Raw genomic sequence first — 16,848 nt, 5'->3', positions numbered from 1 at the left:
TATTGCGTCTGGATCGTTCCAAAAGATAAAAAATTGCGTTAACCCACCGCAATCCCTCCCAAGAGTGATAAGTGTTACTTAACAACGGATCCAAAACCATGACCGACGCGATATCTCCCGTATCGCCGCCCGCTGACAATGCGAACGATGTAAAGACAAATTCGCCTGCACGAGTTCTTACTGCCAGCGTGGTCGGCACGACCATCGAGTTCTTCGACTTCTACGTCTACGCGACCGCCGCTGTGCTCGTGTTCCCGACATTGTTCTTCCCGAACAATGATCCCATGACGGCGCTTCTGGCATCCTTTGCCACCTTCTCCATCGCCTTCTTCGCCCGTCCGCTGGGTGCCGTGGTCTTCGGCCATTACGGCGACCGCGTAGGCCGCAAGACGACACTTGTCGCGGCCCTTCTGACCATGGGCGTTTCCACCGTCATCATCGGTCTGCTGCCATCTTACGAGACAGCTGGCGTTCTGGCGCCGCTGCTTCTGGCACTGTGCCGCTTCGGTCAGGGCTTTGGCCTTGGTGGTGAATGGGGTGGCGCGGTCCTTCTGGCTACAGAAAACGCACCTCCAGGTAAGCGCAGCTGGTACGGCATGTTCCCGCAGCTTGGCGCTCCGCTCGGCCTCTTCCTGTCTTCGGGTGTGTTCTGGATCCTGCTTCACTTCATGTCTCAGGAAGCCCTGCTCAGCTGGGGCTGGCGCATTCCATTCGTCGCCTCTATCATTCTGATTGCTGTTGGCCTGTGGGTTCGTCTTTCGATCACGGAAACACCCGCCTTCCAAAAAGCCATCGACAAGGATGAGCGGGTGGCCGTGCCCGTGGCGGAGCTTTTCCGCAATCACAAGCGCAGCCTGGCACTCGGCACATTCGTGGCGCTTGCCACTTTCGTGCTGTTTTATATCGGCACTGCCTACCTTCTGTCCTACAACGTCAAGATCCTGAAAATCCCGTTCCTGGACGCGTTGGAAGTGCAGATTCTCGGCTCGATCGTGTTCGGCATCTTCATTCCCTTTGCCGGAAAGCTTGCCGAGCGCTTCGGACGTCGTGAAATCCTCATCATCACCACGGTGCTGATTGCAGGCTTCTCCTTCTTCCTGCCCGGCCTGATGAGCGGTGGCGAAGGCATGATCTTCCTGTTCGCGGCTCTTGCCATGGCGCTGATGGGCATGACCTATGGCCTGATTGGAACGGCCCTCGCCGCGCCCTTCCCCACCACGGTGCGCTACACCGGCTCGTCCATCACCTTCAACATGGCGGGTATTTTCGGTGCGTCGCTCGCGCCCTACATCGCCACATGGCTGCAGGTGAATTACGGCATGACCTATGTCGGCTACTACCTCTGCGCTGCCGCCATCATCACGCTGGCCTGCATCCTGCTGTCACGCAAGGATGAAGTCTAAGGTTTGAATCAAACGAACAAAAAAACCCGCGAAGTGATTGGCTTCGCGGGTTTTTTAGTGTCTTCGCATCATTCAACGATGTGTGGCTGATCCCGCCGGGCGCGGTGCGCATCACTGATCCAGATTGCCGACCAGACGCCAGCGCAAAGGAGTAGAGGCAGAATATAGAGAAAGAAAAAAGTCGCGGAATTCATGGAGGATATCTCCCGGACGAGAGGATCGCGCAGAGCGATAGCCTGCTATCGCTCGCGGTGTACGTACTTGTCGTATACCAGCCAGCAAAGGCCGGATCCCGTTACCAACCAGGGAAAAACGTACCAGAAAAACTCTTGAGAGTTCATGCCTTCAGACCTCCGAGGACGCGTCTTGCAATCAAATGTAATATAACAGCGCCCGAAATCCAACCGGCCATCACATAAACGTTCAAAATAGTCGCGGAAGTCGGTGTGAGTGACAATATCTGGCCCACCACACCGATCGCAAGGAACGCCGTCGAGAGGCGGTCCAGTGCATTTGCCAACAGTTTCCTGCGCTCGTTTGCGACAAGATCATGTCTACGACGATCCTGTTCGCTCACGCCGCCATCAGACATTACTGCGCGTGCCCAAGAAACGGCTCAACCTCACGACCCGGCATGAACAAGCCCAGACGCTTGATTTCCCATTCCAGGCGAATACCGGAATGTTCGAACACGCGCTTGCGCACCGCTTCGCCCAGATATTCCAGATCATAGCCGGTCGCGTGGCCGGTATTGATCATGAAATTGCAGTGCAGCGACGACATCTGCGCACCGCCGATGACCATGCCACGACCACCTGCCTCATCGATGAGGCTCCAGGCCGAATGACCCTCGGGGTTCTTGAAGGTCGAACCACCGGTCTGTTCACGGATGGGCTGGACCGTTTCGCGGTGAAGGCGCACGGCATCCATATCCGCACGAATTTTGGCGCGGTCTTCGGGGTAGCCTTCAAACAGGGCACCAGTGAAGATCAGGTCCTTCGACGCGTCAGAATGACGATAGCTGTAACCCATGTCGGCGTTGGACAGAACATGGCTGTTGCCCTGTCGGTCCACGGCATAAACCTCGACAACCCGCTCGCGCGTTTCGCCGCCATTTGCGCCTGCATTCATGCGCAGGGCACCGCCGATGGAGCCGGGAATGCCGTAATAGAAGTGGAAGCCGCCGATGCCGTTATCCATTGCCATGGCCGAGATATGCTTGTCGGGGCAAATCGCGCCAGCCTTGATGCGATTCTCCCCGGCCAGCTCAACCTGACCGAAGCCCTTGGCAGACAGGCGCACGACAACGCCCGGAATGCCGCCATCGCGCACCAGCAGGTTGGAACCCACGCCAACAACGGTCAGAGGCACGTCTTCAGGCAGAATTTTGAGGAAAGCGATGAGGTCGTCCACGTCATGGGGTTGGAACATCAGTTCCGCCAAACCACCTGCCCTGAACCACGTCACGCGGTCCATTGGCGAATCCGGTGTCAAACGTCCCCTGAGTTCATTCACGCCATTGCCGAGTCTCTCCAGCAACTTTACCCCATCCACCTGTCTCATGCAGACTTTCCTGAAATGCTATCCAATTCCGAGGGCAGCGCGGCTGCCCATTGCGTGATGTTGCCAGCCCCCAGAAGAACCACGAAATCACCGGATTTCGCAATGCCTGCGACAGTCCTGGCCAGATCGTCGCGGGAGGAGAGATGGCGAGCATCGCGGTGGCCGGCAGCCTTTGCAGCTGTTACGAGCGCCTCGGAGTTCACACCCTCGATTGCATCTTCACCCGCCGCATAGACCGGAGCAAGAAGAATTGTGTCCGCATCGTTGAAACAATGTGCAAAATCTTCAAACAGGCTGGAAAGACGCGAATAACGGTGCGGCTGATGCACGGCGATGATGCGCCCGCTGCAAGCCTCACGCGCCGCTTTCAGCACGGCTTTGATCTCAACCGGGTGATGGCCGTAATCATCAAACACCTGAATGCCGTTGGAGGAACCCGTCAGCGTGAACCGGCGCTTGACGCCACCAAAGGAGGCCAACCCCTTCTTGATGTCCTCAACAGAAATACCCAGACGGTTTGCCACTGCAATCGCCGCCGTCGCATTCGAGACGTTGTGGCGGCCCGGCATGGGCAGAACCAGATCGGTAAAGGTAAAGACCTTGCCAGTCCGGCGACGACGGATTTCCACATCGAAAATGGACTTGGTGCCATCGATGCGCACGTTGGAGAAGCGCACATCCGCCTGTGGGTTTTCACCATAGGTGATGACCTTACGGTCTTCGATCTTGCCCACCAGCGTCTGAACTTCAGGATGGTCTATGCACAAAACGCCGAAGCCGTAAAACGGCACATTTTCCACGAACTGACGGAATGCGGCGCGAACTGCATCGAAGTTGCCGTAGTGATCCAGATGCTCGGGGTCGATATTGGTCACGACAGCCACATCGGCAGGCAGCTTCAGGAAGGTACCGTCGGATTCGTCGGCTTCCACCACCATCCACTCACCCTCACCCATGCGGGCATTGGTGCCGTAAGCATTGATGATGCCGCCATTGATGACGGTTGGGTCGAGATTGCCCGCGTCCAGAAGTGTGGCGACCATGGAGGTCGTCGTCGTCTTGCCGTGCGTTCCGCCGATTGCGATGGCATTGCGGAAGCGCATGAGCTCGGCCAGCATTTCGGCGCGGCGAACAATCGGCAGGGACTTTTCGCGCGCCGCGATCAGTTCCGGGTTGTTCTTCTTGATGGCGGTCGAAACCACGACAACCTCGGCATCGCCAAGATTTTCAGCAGCCTGACCAACAAAAACCTCGATGCCCTTGTCACGCAGACGCTGCACATTGGCGCTGTCTGCCTGATCGGAGCCCTGAACGCGGTGACCGAGATTGTGCAACACCTCGGCAATGCCGCTCATGCCGATGCCGCCAATTCCGATAAAATGGACAAGACCTATGGCTTTCGGCATCTTCATGAATGCACTCCTTTGTTTTTTGTTTTGAATTGTGCGACCGGCTCTCCACGCGCAATGGCTTCGACCAGATCAGCGAGAGCGCCAGCCGCATTCGGCTTGCCAGTTGCTTTCGCAGCCGCCGCCGTTTGCGCCAAACGATCAGGTTCGTTCATGGCGTCCAGCAGCAGCGAAGACAGCTTTTGCGGTGTAAGCTCAGATTGCTTGATGACGCTTGCACCACCTGCAGCAGAAAGGGCTGCGGCATTGGCGGCCTGATCATGGTCGAGCGCATGCGGATAGGGAACCAGTACCGATGGGCGACCGATGACCGAAAGCTCCGAGACCGTCGACGCGCCGGAACGGCTGATGACGAGATCGGAACCAGCAATGCGCTCTGCCATATCACCAAAGAACGGCGAAACATCTGCGGCCACGCCAAGCTTCTTGTAGGACGCGATGACGCTGTCCTTATCTTCCGGGCGCGCCTGCTGGGTCACGGAAACGCGGGCGCGAACCTCGTTTGGTAGAAGGCAGATTGCGGCGGGAACAGCGGCGGAGAAAAACTGCGCGCCTTGGCTTCCACCAAAGACCACAAGCTGGAACGGCTCACCCGCGTTGGATGGCGTGTAGGCAACATCGGCGGCAGCCAGCACGGCAGGGCGAACGGGGTTGCCTGTCGCCACTGTCTTGACGGCATACTCCCCCTGCGTTTCAGGCAGAAATCCACCTGCAATCGCCTTCACGCGCTTGGCCAAAGCCTTGTTGGCGCGCCCCATCACGGCATTCTGCTCATGGATCAGCGATGGCACACCAAGACCCGTTGAGGCCAGAAGCGGCGGCACGGTGGGATATCCGCCAAAACCGACAACAGCCACAGGCTTCAACTTCGTGACCAGACGGCGCGCGGCGCGAAGGCCTTTCCAAAGGGTCAGCAATGCTTTGGCAACCGCGATCGGATTTTTCGAGCCGATGGTGGCGGATGGCACGACGTGAATCTCATCGGCCGGAAACTTGCCGGCATAGCGCTCGGCGCGGCTGTCCGTCACCAGATGCACGGAATAACCGCGATCCTTCAGCTCATAGGCCAGCGCCTCGGCCGGAAACACATGGCCGCCGGTTCCCCCGGCGGCTAGCAGAACAATACCCTTGCTCATATTTTTACTCCGCAGGAAGGCCTGCATTGACCCGGAAGAAACTGCGCTCCTGCGCACGCTTTTCCGGGCGATGGCGGGTCAGTGCCAGCAGGAAACCCGCCGTCACGCAGATCGCCATCATGGACGAACCACCATAGGAAATCAGCGGCAGCGTCATACCCTTGGCGGGCATGAGTTCCAGATTAACGCCGATATTGATCATAGACTGCATGCCAAGCTGTAGCACCAGACCAGCAACCGCAAAGCGAACGAAATCATCCTTTTCCTTGAAAGCGTGGCTCAGGCCCCGCAGCACGATAAAGGCGAAAATCGCCACCAACAACATGCAGAACAGAATGCCGAATTCTTCTGCCGCCACGGAAAAGATGAAGTCGGTGTGGCTGTCAGGAATGATGCGCTTGACGATGCCCTCGCCCGGACCCTGGCCAAACCAGTTGCCGCGAATGATGGCCTCGCGGGCAGTATCAACCTGAAACGTATCGCCCTCACCCGTCCAGAACCGGTCGATACGACCAGCCACGTGCGGCAGCGTGAGATAGGCGGTAATGATGCCGCCCACACCAAGGCCACCCAGCATGATGATCCAGAACCACGGAATACCGGCCATGAAGAACATGCCGCCCCAAACGACAGACGTCAGAATGGTCTGGCCGAAGTCCGGCTGGGCGATCAGAAGGGCTGCGACGATCCCGAAGGTGATGATGGCAAACAGATTGCCGGGAATTTCAGGATGCCGGGCGCGTTCGGCGAAAAGCCAGGCGCAGACGATCACGAAGGCGGGCTTCATGAATTCTGACGGCTGAATGGAGAAGGAACCAACCGAAATCCAGCGGCGCGCACCCTTGACCTCAATGCCGAAAAACAGCGCAAAGATCATCATCAGCAGTGATGAAATCAATATGATAACCGCCACGCGGCGCACCTGCCGCGGAGACAGAAAGGAAAGCCCGAGCATGATGGCCACAGATGGCACCATGAACATGGCCTGACGCTCCACAAAAAAGAAGCTGTTGAGGCCGATGCGCTCCGCAACCGCGGGAGACGCGGCAAAGGACAGCATCAGCCCGATACCCATCAGCGCGATGAACGCGGTGAGGAAAAAACGGTCGATGGTCCAGAACCATTCCGCAACCGGTCCACGGTCTATACGGCTTACCATCTCGTCAGCCTTCCTTTTTCAACCCAATCAGCATCGTCACACCTTCAAGTGCTGCGACATGCGAGACGAACGAATCACCACGTATTTCAAAGTTCTTATATTGGTCGAAGCTTGCGCAAGCCGGTGATAACATCACGACATTGCCGTCGCGGCCATCCACCTGCGCGTCTGCGGCAGCATGTTCGACAGCTTTCTCAAGCGTTCCGGCAATTTCATAAGGAACTGCCTCACCCAGCGTGGCGGCAAATTCGGCAGCCGCTTCGCCAATCAGATAGGCCTTGGCAATATGGGAAAACAGCGGCGAAAGGCTGGAAATGCCACCTGATTTCGGCAGGCCACCGGCAATCCAGTAGATGCGATCATAGCTGGAAAGTGCGGGCGCTGCGGCCTCGGCATTGGTCGCCTTGCTGTCATTGACGAAAGTGACATTGCCACGACGACCCACCGGTTGCATGCGGTGCTTGAGGCCGGGGAAGGATGAAAGCCCTGCCTTCACCTCATCCACCGAGACGCCAACGGCAAGGCAGGCGGCAATAGCGGCGGCGGCGTTTTGCGCATTGTGGCTGCCACGCAGCGTTGGAATGCCATCCAGATCGGCCAGCAGTGAAGACGTGCCACTTTGCGCCTTCATGATCCGGCTGCCTTCGGCGTAAAGACCATTGGCCACAACATTGCGCTTGGAAATGCGGGAAACCTTGACACCAGCGCGCTCGATGCGGTCAGCAATCAATGTGCAGTAACTGTCATCCACACCAACAACCGCTGTATCGCTGCCCGCAACCAGCCGTTCCTTGATATCGGCATAATGCTGCATCGTGCCGTGACGATCCAGATGGTCAGGCGTCAGATTGAGCAGAATACCGGCGGTCGGGTTCAGCGTCGGCGCCAGATCGATCTGGTAGGACGAGCATTCGACCACGTAGAACCGTTCCGCCTTTGGCGGCTCGAGGCTGAGGACCGCCGTGCCGATATTGCCGCCCAGCTGCGTGTCGCGGCCAGATGCGTTCAGAATATGGGCGATCAGTGCTGTGGTGGTGGATTTGCCGTTGGTGCCGGTAATGGCAATGAACGGGCAACCCGGCGCATGCGCACGGCGCTCTCGCACGAAGAGCTCGATATCGCCGATCACCTCGACACCGGCTGCACGGGCCAGATCGACCGACCAATGCGGCTTGGGATGCGTCAGCGGCACGCCGGGCGCCAGAACCAGCGCGGAAAGCTTCGACCAGTCCAGCCCGCGAAGATCAGCCGTTGGAATGCCTTCAGCTTCAGCCTTCGCGACACTGTCGGGATTATCGTCAAAGGCCGTCACCTTTGCGCCACCAGCCACCAGCGCCCGTGCGGTCACAAGGCCGGAGCCACCGAGACCGAAGAGCGCAACGTTTTGACCGGCAAGCGAGGTGACAGGGATCATCGGATTATCTCAGTTTCAGAGTGGCAAGGCCCAGCATGGCAAGACCAACGGAGATGATCCAGAACCGGATCACGACCTGGCTTTCCGTCCAGCCCTTCTTTTCGAAATGGTGATGGATGGGCGCCATCAGGAACACGCGTCTGCCGGTGCGCTTGAACCAGAACACCTGAATGATGACCGACAGCGTTTCCATGACGAAGAGGCCGCCAACGATGATCATGACGATCTCGTGCTTGACGGCAACCGCGATGGAACCGATCAGGCCGCCGAGTGCCAACGAACCGGTGTCACCCATGAAGATGGCGGCAGGCGGCGCATTGAACCACAAAAAGCCAAGGCCGCCACCGATGACGGCACCAACAATCACCGCAAGCTCACCCGTGCCGGGCACGAAATTGATCTGGAGATAATTGGCGAAAATCGCGTTGCCGACCAGATAGGCGATCACGCCGAAGGTCGCCGCTGCAATCATCACAGGCACGATGGCCAGACCATCGAGACCATCGGTCAGGTTTACCGCATTGCCCGCGCCAACGATGACGAAGGCACCGAACAGCACGAAGAAGTAGCCGAGATTGACCACGAAATCCTTGAAGAAGGGAAAGGCAATCGAGCTGCCCAGCGTTCCGCCATGCGGCGCGGTGGCAAGTGCCACCTTCATCATGAAGAACACGGCAATGGCTGCGATGACGAATTCGATACCCAGACGCGCCTTGCCAGAAAAGCCCTTGTCGCTTTGCTTGGTCACTTTCAGATAGTCATCGTAAAAGCCGATGGCACCAAAGCCCAGCGTCACCATCAGCACGGAAACGACATAGACGTTGGACAGATCGCCCCACAGCAGCGAGCCGCCGAGAATACCCGCAAGGATCATCAACCCGCCCATGGTCGGCGTACCGGCCTTCTTAAAATGGGTCTGTGGTCCGTCGGCGCGAATAGGCTGGCCCTTGCCTTGGCGAATGCGCAGGGAATTGATGATCGCGGGGCCAAACAGGAAAACGATGAGGGCAGAGGTAAACAGTGCCGCACCGGCCCGGAACGTAATGTAACGGAACAGATTGAAAATTTGGACGTGGTCCGACAGTTCAACGAGCCAGATCAGCATGTTTGCCCTTTCAAAAGGCCGATTGAAGCGGCGGGCAGATAGGTTGAGCCGCCACCGCTCCATGTTTTTGTTTCAGAAGATCTCAAGGAAGGATGCCTGTGCATCCCGGCCCCTCAATGCTCTCTATGTTTGGCGTTCCGTCTCGGGGAATGCAGGATACTTGTCAAGAAGTGCATTAACGATCTTGCCAAAACCAATGCCCAATGATGATTTTATCATCAGGACATCGCCCGGCTGCACCCATTTCAGCACGAATTCATTCAGTTCCGCCGTTGTTGGGAACCAAGCGACGTTCACGCTTTCCGGCAAGGCATCGCGAAGCGAAGCCATCGACTCACCCGCAAGCCACACATGCTCGATGCCAGCCGACAGAAGCGGACCGGACAATTCCTCGTGCACCTGCGCCGAGAACTCGCCCATCTCCAGCATGTCGCCCAAAATGGCAACGCGGCGTCCGCTACCCTTCACTTCAGCCGCAGCCAGAAGCGCAATCGCGGCACGCATGGAGGCCGGGTTGGCATTGTAGCTTTCATCGATCAGCAGGAACGAACCTTCACCGACAGACAGACGATGGCGCTGCCCCCTGCCCTTGACTGCCTCAAGTGTTCCAAGCGCTGCAAAGGCCTTGTCCAGATCAGCGCCGGTGACTGCGACCGTGCCCAATGCCGCCATGGCGTTTTCGGCGATATGGCGACCAGCCGCACCGATGTGCAACTCGCTGGTCTCGCCGTTTATGATGGTCCAGATGGTCGAACCGTCAGGCGTGTTTTCAAAATCGGCAAGACGGAAATCGGCCTTGGCGTGCTGCCCGAAGGTCAGAACATGCTCGATGCCAGCATCGAAAGCCGCGCGCTCCAGCTGCTCGAACTGCTCATTGTCGCGGTTGAGAATAACGGCACCGCCCGGCAACACACCGTCGAAGATTTCCGCCTTGGCAGCGGCAATCTCTTCCAGATCTTTGAAGTTGCCCAGATGGGCGGCAGCAATGGTGGTGATGATGGCCAGATGCGGCTTGACCTGTTTGACCAGCGGGCTGATCTCACCTGCGTGGTTCATGCCCACTTCGAAAATACCGAATTCCGTATCGGCAGGCATGCGCGCCAGCGTCAGCGGCACGCCCCAATGGTTGTTGAAGGAAGACACCGCCGCATGCACCCGGCCCGATGGGGCCAGAACCTGCCGCAGCATTTCCTTGGTCGTCGTCTTGCCGACTGAACCGGTGATCGCGATGATACGCGCCGAGGTCCGAGCTCTGGCGGCAATGCCCAGCTTGACCATGGCGGCAAGCACGTCTTCGACCACGATCATCGGCACCGTCAGCCGCCCGAGAGCAGGCAGCTTGGATTCGGACACCACCAGAAGCCCCGCGCCATTGGCGACGGCAAAGCTTGCATAATCATGGCCGTCCACCCGGTCGCCCTTGATGGCGAAGAAGGCTTCGCCCGCCTGCACCGTGCGGCTATCGATGGAAATGCCTGTGATGCCTTGCGGCAGGTTGCCCACCGGACGGCCTGCCATGACGGCGACCAAATCCGGGACTGTCCATAACCAGTTCAAATCTTCAATCCTTCCAGCGCAGTTCGCACCTGTTCATGGTCTGAAAATGGCAGCGTCACGCCACCAACAATCTGACCCTCCTCATGCCCCTTGCCCGCTACGATCAAAGTATCGCCATTACCAAGAAGAGAAACGGCATGGCTGATGGCCTTGGCGCGATCACCGATTTCAAGCGCACCAGGCGCCGCAGCCATAATTTCGGAGCGGATCGTCTGCGGCTCTTCCGAGCGCGGATTGTCATCGGTGACGATCACGATATCGGAAAGCCGTGTAGCAACCTCGCCCATGATAGGGCGCTTGCCCTTGTCACGATCCCCACCGCAACCGAAAACGGTAATGATGCGGCCCGATGTAAAAGGCCGCACGGATGTCAGCACGTTTTCCAGCGCGTCCGGCTTGTGCGCATAGTCCACATAGGCCAGCGCACCGTTCTTCGTCTGGCCGATCAACTCAAGACGACCAGCGGCACCCACCAGCTTTTCCAGCGCCTTCAGCGCCACCGCTGCCGGAGCGCCGGTTGAGATCGCAAGTCCTGCGGAAACCAGCGCATTCGCCACCTGGAAATCTCCAGCAAGTGGAATATCGACCTCGTAAATCTTGCCCTGATGATGCACTTCGATCATCTGCTTATGGCGAAAATGCTCAACGCGCTTCAGCGCCAGATAATCACCCTTGCGGCCAACTGTGCGCACATCATGGCCCGCAGCGGTCGCGGCCTCGATGGCACGGTCCGACCACGGATCATCAGCATAGATGATAACGGGCGAACCCTTCGGTAAAAGCGTATCTAACAGCCGCATCTTGGCGTCCATGTAGTCTTCCATCGTAGGATGGTAGTCCATGTGGTCACGACCAAGATTGGTGAAGGCGGCAGCAGCCAGCTTCACGCCATCCAGACGGCGCTGGTCGAGACCGTGGCTCGAAGCTTCCATCGCCGCGTGGGTCACACCTTCAGATGCAAGCTCAGTCAGAAGCGCATGCAGAGAAACGGGATCAGGCGTGGTCAGAGAACCATAGTCTTCGCGACCCGGCGCAATCACACCCGTGGTGCCAATCTGCGCTGCGGCATGGCCAGCAATCGCCCAGATCTGTCGTGTGAAAGAGGCGACCGATGTCTTGCCCGCAGTGCCGGTCACCGCCACCATGGTTTCTGGCTGTTTGCCGTAAAAACGGGCGGCGGCAAGGGCGAGAAAACGGCGCGGATCGGAGACAACGAGAACCGGCACACCAGCATCGATGGCATGGCTGGAAACAACCGCCACGGCACCCTTTGCCACGGCATCCGCCACATAGGAGCTGCCATCGGCCTTGGTGCCTGCCACCGCTACGAACAGCGATCCCGGCGCGGCATTGCGGCTATCTGCCGTAATCCCGGTGATATCCAGTGCGCCGGCATCAGTACCAAGCAATTCATTCAGTTCCGGGAACTCAGTCCCGGAGAGATCTCGCAAATTCATCGATGTGTCCGTCTTGTCCCCCCGGCGCGATTCGCCGGTCCGTCATAAGCTGTACCAATCAATAAGACACCAGCAAGGCCGAACCGTCCTTGCCGAACTTGGGTTTCACGCCAAGAATGGCTGCCGAGCGGGTAATGATGTCATGCACCATAGGTGCGGCAGAAGAACCGGCCAGCGCTGCGCCATTGCCCTTGTCCGTCTTCGGCTCGTCAATGAAGGACAGAACCACATATTCCGGCTTGTCCATCGGGAATGCCGAGAGGAAGGCGTTGAAGTTCTTGTCGTGCACGTAACGACCATTGACGACCTTGTCGGCCGTGCCGGTCTTGCCGCCAACATTGAAGCCTTCAACGCGCGCATTGCGGCCAGAACCGTTCACGCCGTTCCATTCAAACAGAAAGCGCATGTCCTTGCTGGCACCGGGCTGCAACACCTGCTTTGCCACCTGATCCGCCTGCACGACCGTGCGTGGCAGGAAAGTCGGCTCGATAAGCTTGCCGCCATTCACCAGCGCCGCACCGGCAATCGCCGTCTGCAACGGGGTGGTGGACACGCCGTGACCGAAGGAAATGGTCACCGAGTTGATCTTCTTCCACACACGCGGCTGCGATGGCATGGCCACCTCAGGCAGTTCCGTCTGCATCTTGGTCAACAGGCCAAGCCGCGTCAGAAATTCCTTGTGGCCTTCAATGCCAACCGTGTCGGCAATCTTTGCCGTACCGATGTTGGATGAATACTGGAAGATTTCAGGAACGGAGAGAACGCGGCCCTTGCCGTGGAAGTCCTTGATGGTGAAGCCGCCAATACGGATCGGTGCACGCGCATCGAATGTATCGTTGATGTGAACCTTGCCGGAATCCAGACCCATGGCAATGGTGAAGGATTTGAAGGTGGAGCCCATTTCGAACGTGCCGTTCGACATGCGGTTCAGCCAGCCCTCTTTCGCACCTTCGGCAGGATTGTTCGGATCGTAATCCGGCAGAGATGCCATGGCGAGAATTTCGCCGGTGTGCACATTGATAACAACGGCACCGGCGCCAATCGCTTGGAATTTTTGGATGGCGGAGGCCACCACTTCACGCACAATGGCCTGAACGCGCAGATCGATCGAAAGCTTGACCGGCTCAAGCGGCTGGTCAGACGTCATGCCGAGCGCCGTCAGGTCGGCCAGACCCTGGCTGTCGAGATAGCGCTCCATGCCGGCAACGCCGCGATTGTCGATATTGACGTGACCGACGACATGCGCAGCCGTCGAGCCACCGGGATAGAAGCGGCGCTTTTCTGGACGGAAACCGATGCCGGGAATGCCGAGCGCAAGAATCTGGCTCTGCTGCTTCGGCGTCAGCTGGCGGCGCAGCCATTGAAAGCGTGATTCGGATTTCAGCTTCTGGTAGGTGCCACGCGTATCGAGATCGGGCAGAACCGTTTGTAGCTTCTCAATCGCTTCATCGACATCGACGATGCGGTGCGGCTCTGCAAACAGCGAAACGGTCCTGATATCGGTGGCCAGCACCTCGCCATTTCGGTCCAGAAGGTCGGGACGAGATGCCATCAACCGGTCTGCGGGCGCAATGCTGGAAACGGTTTCAGGCTGCGTCAGGCCATATTGAATCAACCGCCCGCCAACGACACCATAAAATGCGATAAAGCCGAAAATCAGCAGGCCAACACGGGTCTTGGCCTGGGTGGCACGGCGTTTGCGCGCACCTTCAAAGGCAGCATGGTCGGCAAAGCCACTGGTGCTTGCGGAAAAATGAGCCCTGCTTTTCAGAACCATGACGCGAGACAGAAAAGACATCAGTCCACCGATCCAGTTATCGTTTCATCCATGTCACCGGTTTCGTCACCCTGCTGGGCGCGCGCCACCGGCATGGGCTGCGCTGACCGCGCAACCTTTGCGCGTGGCTGCGGAACAGGCACCCCACCACTCACCGCGATTTGACCTGCGGGCGGTGATTTGGGTTTTACACCACCCAATGTTGCGCCAGGCTTGGAGCCACTCATGGCGGCTGCAATTACATCTTCCACGCTCATGCCCACAGGCTCGGGCGGCTGCGGCAATTGCGAGCGCAGCATCGGCAATTCCTTGGGCTGGGAAAGCTGGTTCGGCATTGTCGGCGCAAGTGCAAGATCGCCCTGATAGGCGTTGACCAGCCGGTGCAGACGGTTCGGCTGCGTCAGCAGCGCCCAGTCGGCACGCAGAAGGTCAATCGTGTCCTTCTCCAGCTTGATCTCGGCTTCCAGCTTGCGCACGGAATCCAGCTTCAAATCGGCCTGATGCTTGATCGAATAGGTCACGACAGCCGCAGCCACCATCACACCCATCAGAACGAAGTCGAAGGTTCTGAGCATATCAACCTCCCATCTTTGCAAGACTTGCGAGATCGGGCAGATCGAAGATCGAGAGATCGGCAGGCCGGGCGGCGGCGTTCGTGCGAATACCGGCGCGCAGCTTGGCGGAACGGGCACGCGGATTGATCTCCGCCTCCTCGTCGCTGGCCGCAATCATCGACTTGCCCACGGCATCGAAAATCGCAGGCGTATCCGCCACCATCGGCATGTGGCGCGAGCCCGCCGCGCGACCGGAGCGATCCGCGAAATACTTTTTGACGATACGGTCTTCCAGCGAATGGAAGGTCACGATGACGAGACGGCCACCCGGCTTCACCGCACGCTCGGCTGCAAACAGCGCCTGCGCCAGCTCGCCCAGCTCGTCATTGACGAAAACGCGCAGCGCCTGAAACACGCGCGTTGCAGGGTGGATCTTGTCCTTGGCCTTGCGCGGGGTCACGATTTCAATCAACCCGGCCAGATCGCGGGTGGTGCGGAAAGGCTCCTCGGCACGCTTCTTCTCGATGGCGCGGGCAATGCGGCCCGGCTGCTTTTCTTCACCCAGAAAACCAAAAATACGGATGAGGTCCGAAACCTTGGCGCGGTTCACCACATCGGCCGCCGAAACGCCAGATGCAGACATGCGCATGTCCAGCGGCCCGTTTCTCTGGAACGAGAAGCCGCGCTCGGCCTCATCGATCTGCATGGAAGACACGCCGATATCAAGCACCAGACCATCGAGGCCATCGGCCGGCACATGGGCGGAAAGATTGGAAAACTGAGACTGGATGAGCGTGAGGCGTCCGCCATTGGCCGCAACCATGCCCTGCCCGCCTTCGATAGCATTGGGGTCGCGGTCGAGCGCGATGACGTCGGCACCCTGATCCAGAATGGCCTGGGTGTATCCGCCCGCACCAAATGTGCCGTCGAGAATGATTTTGCCGGGCGCAGGCTCAAGCGCGCCTAGGACTTCATGGAGAAGAACCGGAATGTGGCGAACCGGTCCGCCACCGGCTTCAGAAGATCGTCCGCCAGAATTCGCCGCCATTCCGTTTCCCCGTTCTATCCGGGGCGAACAGCGGTAAAGCCGCGCCCCGATCTTGCTGCCTTCTGCGCCTCGTAAAACGCTTCCGGCTGCCACAACTGAAAATGATCCGCCCGACCGACAAAAGTAACTTCCGTGCTGATAGCAGTGAATTCCCGAATGAACTCCGTCACCATCAGACGCCCTTCGCCGTCCAGCTTCATGAAAACGCCGCCACCGTGAACCAGCAGCGACATCGCGTTCGCTTCCGGCGAGAACGCATCCATGGAGGCGATCTGCCGTTCGTATCGTTCCAGCAAGTCCGGACCGCCCACGCTGATGGCCGGAAATGCAAAATCCTGGAGACAATAAAGCTCCTGAATGCCCCGCTCCGCCAGCACCGAACGAAACAGCGACGGAACCGAAACGCGCCCCTTGGCGTCGATCCTGTTCGTCACGTTCGATAAAAAGCGACCCATTTTTAAACTCGCCAAAACCGCCGAATGCAGGGCCTGAACCCGCCTCGACAGGCAACACCGTTACGCACGACACATCGCTGACCGGTAGGACATAATGCCCATCGGACCCTTGCAGGCCTCTCCGTCTCATTGATTGCGGGTCAAAAACACGACCCTTTGTGGTGTGCATTTGGGATATCATGGGACACTTTGGGCGTCAATGGGAGAAGCCAGCGGGATGCTGCCTTCGGATCGAACATTCATATCCCGTTAAGATTAACGAATGGTTTACCGTGTCCATTCAAGCACTTGGCGCGCGGCAACCAGAAACCGCCCATGAAAACCTGCTTTATCAGCAATTTCAAATACTTAACCGCGCGCGCCGAGCACGCACCAAGGGCCTGATTTAAAAAAGGAAATTTGCCAGTTGGCCTGTAAGCCGGGTTCTGTATGGCCCCGGTTTGACCCGGAACGTGGCAGCCATTCATCTGGGACGGCATTTGCACACCGCCTCTTGCAACCCACCCGGATGACTCGCCCAAAAACCGGCTGTAGGTCCGCTTGCGCGAACCCCACGTCATCCCTATTCGGTCTTGCTCCCGGTGGGGTTTACCATGCCACCCCTGTTACCAGCGGCGCGGTGGGCTCTTACCCCACCCTTTCACCCTTACCATCTGATAGATGGCGGTCTACTCTCTGCGGCACTTTCCCTAGGGTCGCCCCCGCCGGACGTTATCCGGCACCGTGTCTTTGTGGAGCCCGGACTTTCCTCACCCTACCGTCTTTCGACATTGGTAAAGCGCGGCTGCCCGGCCAACTGGCAGGGGCTCCT

At 58.4% G+C, this 16,848-nt stretch carries 13 protein-coding genes and 1 other RNA gene; 1 reads left to right on the top strand and 13 read right to left on the bottom strand.

Annotation, left to right across the window (positions count from 1 at the left end):
- Positions 1–98: 98 nt before the first annotated feature.
- On the top strand, positions 99–1,403 hold the full coding sequence (locus RQI55_RS02345; RefSeq protein WP_243255524.1) for an MFS transporter: 1,305 nt from the start codon (positions 99–101) through the stop codon (positions 1,401–1,403).
- Between the two features lie 591 nt (positions 1,404–1,994).
- Here the strand turns inward: RQI55_RS02345 and murB are convergent.
- The 13 genes from murB to rnpB form a co-directional block, all read right to left on the bottom strand.
- On the bottom strand, positions 1,995–2,966 hold the full coding sequence (gene murB / locus RQI55_RS02340; protein ID WP_192064108.1) for a UDP-N-acetylmuramate dehydrogenase: 972 nt from the start codon (positions 2,964–2,966) through the stop codon (positions 1,995–1,997).
- Positions 2,963–4,378 carry a UDP-N-acetylmuramate--L-alanine ligase gene (murC, locus tag RQI55_RS02335; protein ID WP_243255522.1) on the bottom strand — a complete coding sequence of 472 codons (1,416 nt, stop codon included), beginning with the start codon at positions 4,376–4,378 and terminating at the stop codon, positions 2,963–2,965. The genes murB and murC overlap by 4 nt, the downstream gene beginning before the upstream one ends.
- A complete protein-coding gene (gene murG / locus RQI55_RS02330) occupies positions 4,375–5,511 on the bottom strand; it encodes an undecaprenyldiphospho-muramoylpentapeptide beta-N-acetylglucosaminyltransferase (RefSeq protein ID WP_243255521.1) in 1,137 nt (378 codons plus the stop codon). The genes murC and murG overlap by 4 nt, the downstream gene beginning before the upstream one ends.
- 4 nt (positions 5,512–5,515) lie before the next feature.
- Entirely contained in the window at positions 5,516–6,670 is a 1,155-nt protein-coding gene (gene ftsW / locus RQI55_RS02325; RefSeq protein ID WP_311272263.1) for a putative lipid II flippase FtsW, read from the bottom strand.
- Positions 6,671–6,674: 4 nt separating this feature from the next.
- Positions 6,675–8,084, bottom strand: a complete 1,410-nt coding sequence (gene murD / locus RQI55_RS02320; protein ID WP_243255519.1) for a UDP-N-acetylmuramoyl-L-alanine--D-glutamate ligase — start codon at positions 8,082–8,084, stop codon at positions 6,675–6,677.
- 4 nt (positions 8,085–8,088) lie between these two features.
- Complete coding sequence (gene mraY / locus RQI55_RS02315) at positions 8,089–9,189, bottom strand: phospho-N-acetylmuramoyl-pentapeptide-transferase (protein ID WP_042617741.1); 1,101 nt, start codon at positions 9,187–9,189, stop codon at positions 8,089–8,091.
- Positions 9,190–9,312: 123 nt separating this feature from the next.
- A complete protein-coding gene (locus tag RQI55_RS02310) occupies positions 9,313–10,746 on the bottom strand; it encodes a UDP-N-acetylmuramoylalanyl-D-glutamyl-2,6-diaminopimelate--D-alanyl-D-alanine ligase (RefSeq protein ID WP_243255517.1) in 1,434 nt (477 codons plus the stop codon).
- The gene (locus tag RQI55_RS02305; protein WP_243255516.1) at positions 10,743–12,203 is read right to left on the bottom strand and encodes a UDP-N-acetylmuramoyl-L-alanyl-D-glutamate--2,6-diaminopimelate ligase; all 1,461 of its coding nucleotides are present in this window, start codon (positions 12,201–12,203) and stop codon (positions 10,743–10,745) included. Before RQI55_RS02305 ends, RQI55_RS02310 begins: the two co-directional genes overlap by 4 nt.
- Before the next feature lie 58 nt (positions 12,204–12,261).
- Positions 12,262–14,001: a penicillin-binding protein 2 gene (locus tag RQI55_RS02300; RefSeq protein ID WP_243255514.1), complete on the bottom strand. Its 1,740-nt coding sequence runs from the start codon at positions 13,999–14,001 to the stop codon at positions 12,262–12,264.
- Positions 14,001–14,555, bottom strand: coding sequence for a hypothetical protein (locus tag RQI55_RS02295; RefSeq protein ID WP_042617209.1), 555 nt, complete (start codon positions 14,553–14,555; stop codon positions 14,001–14,003). Before RQI55_RS02295 ends, RQI55_RS02300 begins: the two co-directional genes overlap by 1 nt.
- Position 14,556: 1 nt before the next feature.
- Entirely contained in the window at positions 14,557–15,582 is a 1,026-nt protein-coding gene (gene rsmH, locus RQI55_RS02290) for a 16S rRNA (cytosine(1402)-N(4))-methyltransferase RsmH (RefSeq protein ID WP_243255512.1), read from the bottom strand.
- A gap of 14 nt (positions 15,583–15,596) precedes the next feature.
- Complete coding sequence (gene mraZ / locus RQI55_RS02285; RefSeq protein ID WP_243255511.1) at positions 15,597–16,037, bottom strand: division/cell wall cluster transcriptional repressor MraZ; 441 nt, start codon at positions 16,035–16,037, stop codon at positions 15,597–15,599.
- 398 nt (positions 16,038–16,435) lie between these two features.
- Positions 16,436–16,837, bottom strand: an RNA gene (gene rnpB / locus RQI55_RS02280) — RNase P RNA component class A.
- Positions 16,838–16,848: the final 11 nt, after the last annotated feature.

This window comes from Rhizobium sp. WCS2018Hpa-16 (assembly GCF_031843705.1).
GTDB lineage: Bacteria > Pseudomonadota > Alphaproteobacteria > Rhizobiales > Rhizobiaceae > Agrobacterium > Agrobacterium tumefaciens_C.
The sequence above is the reverse complement of the archived record's forward strand: the minus strand, read 5'-3'. Positions and strand labels throughout refer to the sequence as shown.

Excerpts from the sequence above, each read along its gene's own strand:
- RQI55_RS02345 (WP_243255524.1), top strand. The coding sequence starts at position 99 with ATGACCGACGCGATATCTCCCGTATCGCCGCCCGCTGACAATGCGAAC.
- murB (WP_192064108.1), bottom strand. The coding sequence starts at position 2,966 with ATGAGACAGGTGGATGGGGTAAAGTTGCTGGAGAGACTCGGCAATGGC.
- murC (WP_243255522.1), bottom strand. The coding sequence starts at position 4,378 with ATGAAGATGCCGAAAGCCATAGGTCTTGTCCATTTTATCGGAATTGGC.
- murG (WP_243255521.1), bottom strand. The coding sequence starts at position 5,511 with ATGAGCAAGGGTATTGTTCTGCTAGCCGCCGGGGGAACCGGCGGCCAT.
- ftsW (WP_311272263.1), bottom strand. The coding sequence starts at position 6,670 with ATGGTAAGCCGTATAGACCGTGGACCGGTTGCGGAATGGTTCTGGACC.
- murD (WP_243255519.1), bottom strand. The coding sequence starts at position 8,084 with ATGATCCCTGTCACCTCGCTTGCCGGTCAAAACGTTGCGCTCTTCGGT.
- mraY (WP_042617741.1), bottom strand. The coding sequence starts at position 9,189 with ATGCTGATCTGGCTCGTTGAACTGTCGGACCACGTCCAAATTTTCAAT.
- RQI55_RS02305 (WP_243255516.1), bottom strand. The coding sequence starts at position 12,203 with ATGAATTTGCGAGATCTCTCCGGGACTGAGTTCCCGGAACTGAATGAA.
- RQI55_RS02300 (WP_243255514.1), bottom strand. The coding sequence starts at position 14,001 with ATGTCTTTTCTGTCTCGCGTCATGGTTCTGAAAAGCAGGGCTCATTTT.
- RQI55_RS02295 (WP_042617209.1), bottom strand. The coding sequence starts at position 14,555 with ATGCTCAGAACCTTCGACTTCGTTCTGATGGGTGTGATGGTGGCTGCG.
- rsmH (WP_243255512.1), bottom strand. The coding sequence starts at position 15,582 with ATGGCGGCGAATTCTGGCGGACGATCTTCTGAAGCCGGTGGCGGACCG.
- mraZ (WP_243255511.1), bottom strand. The coding sequence starts at position 16,037 with ATGGGTCGCTTTTTATCGAACGTGACGAACAGGATCGACGCCAAGGGG.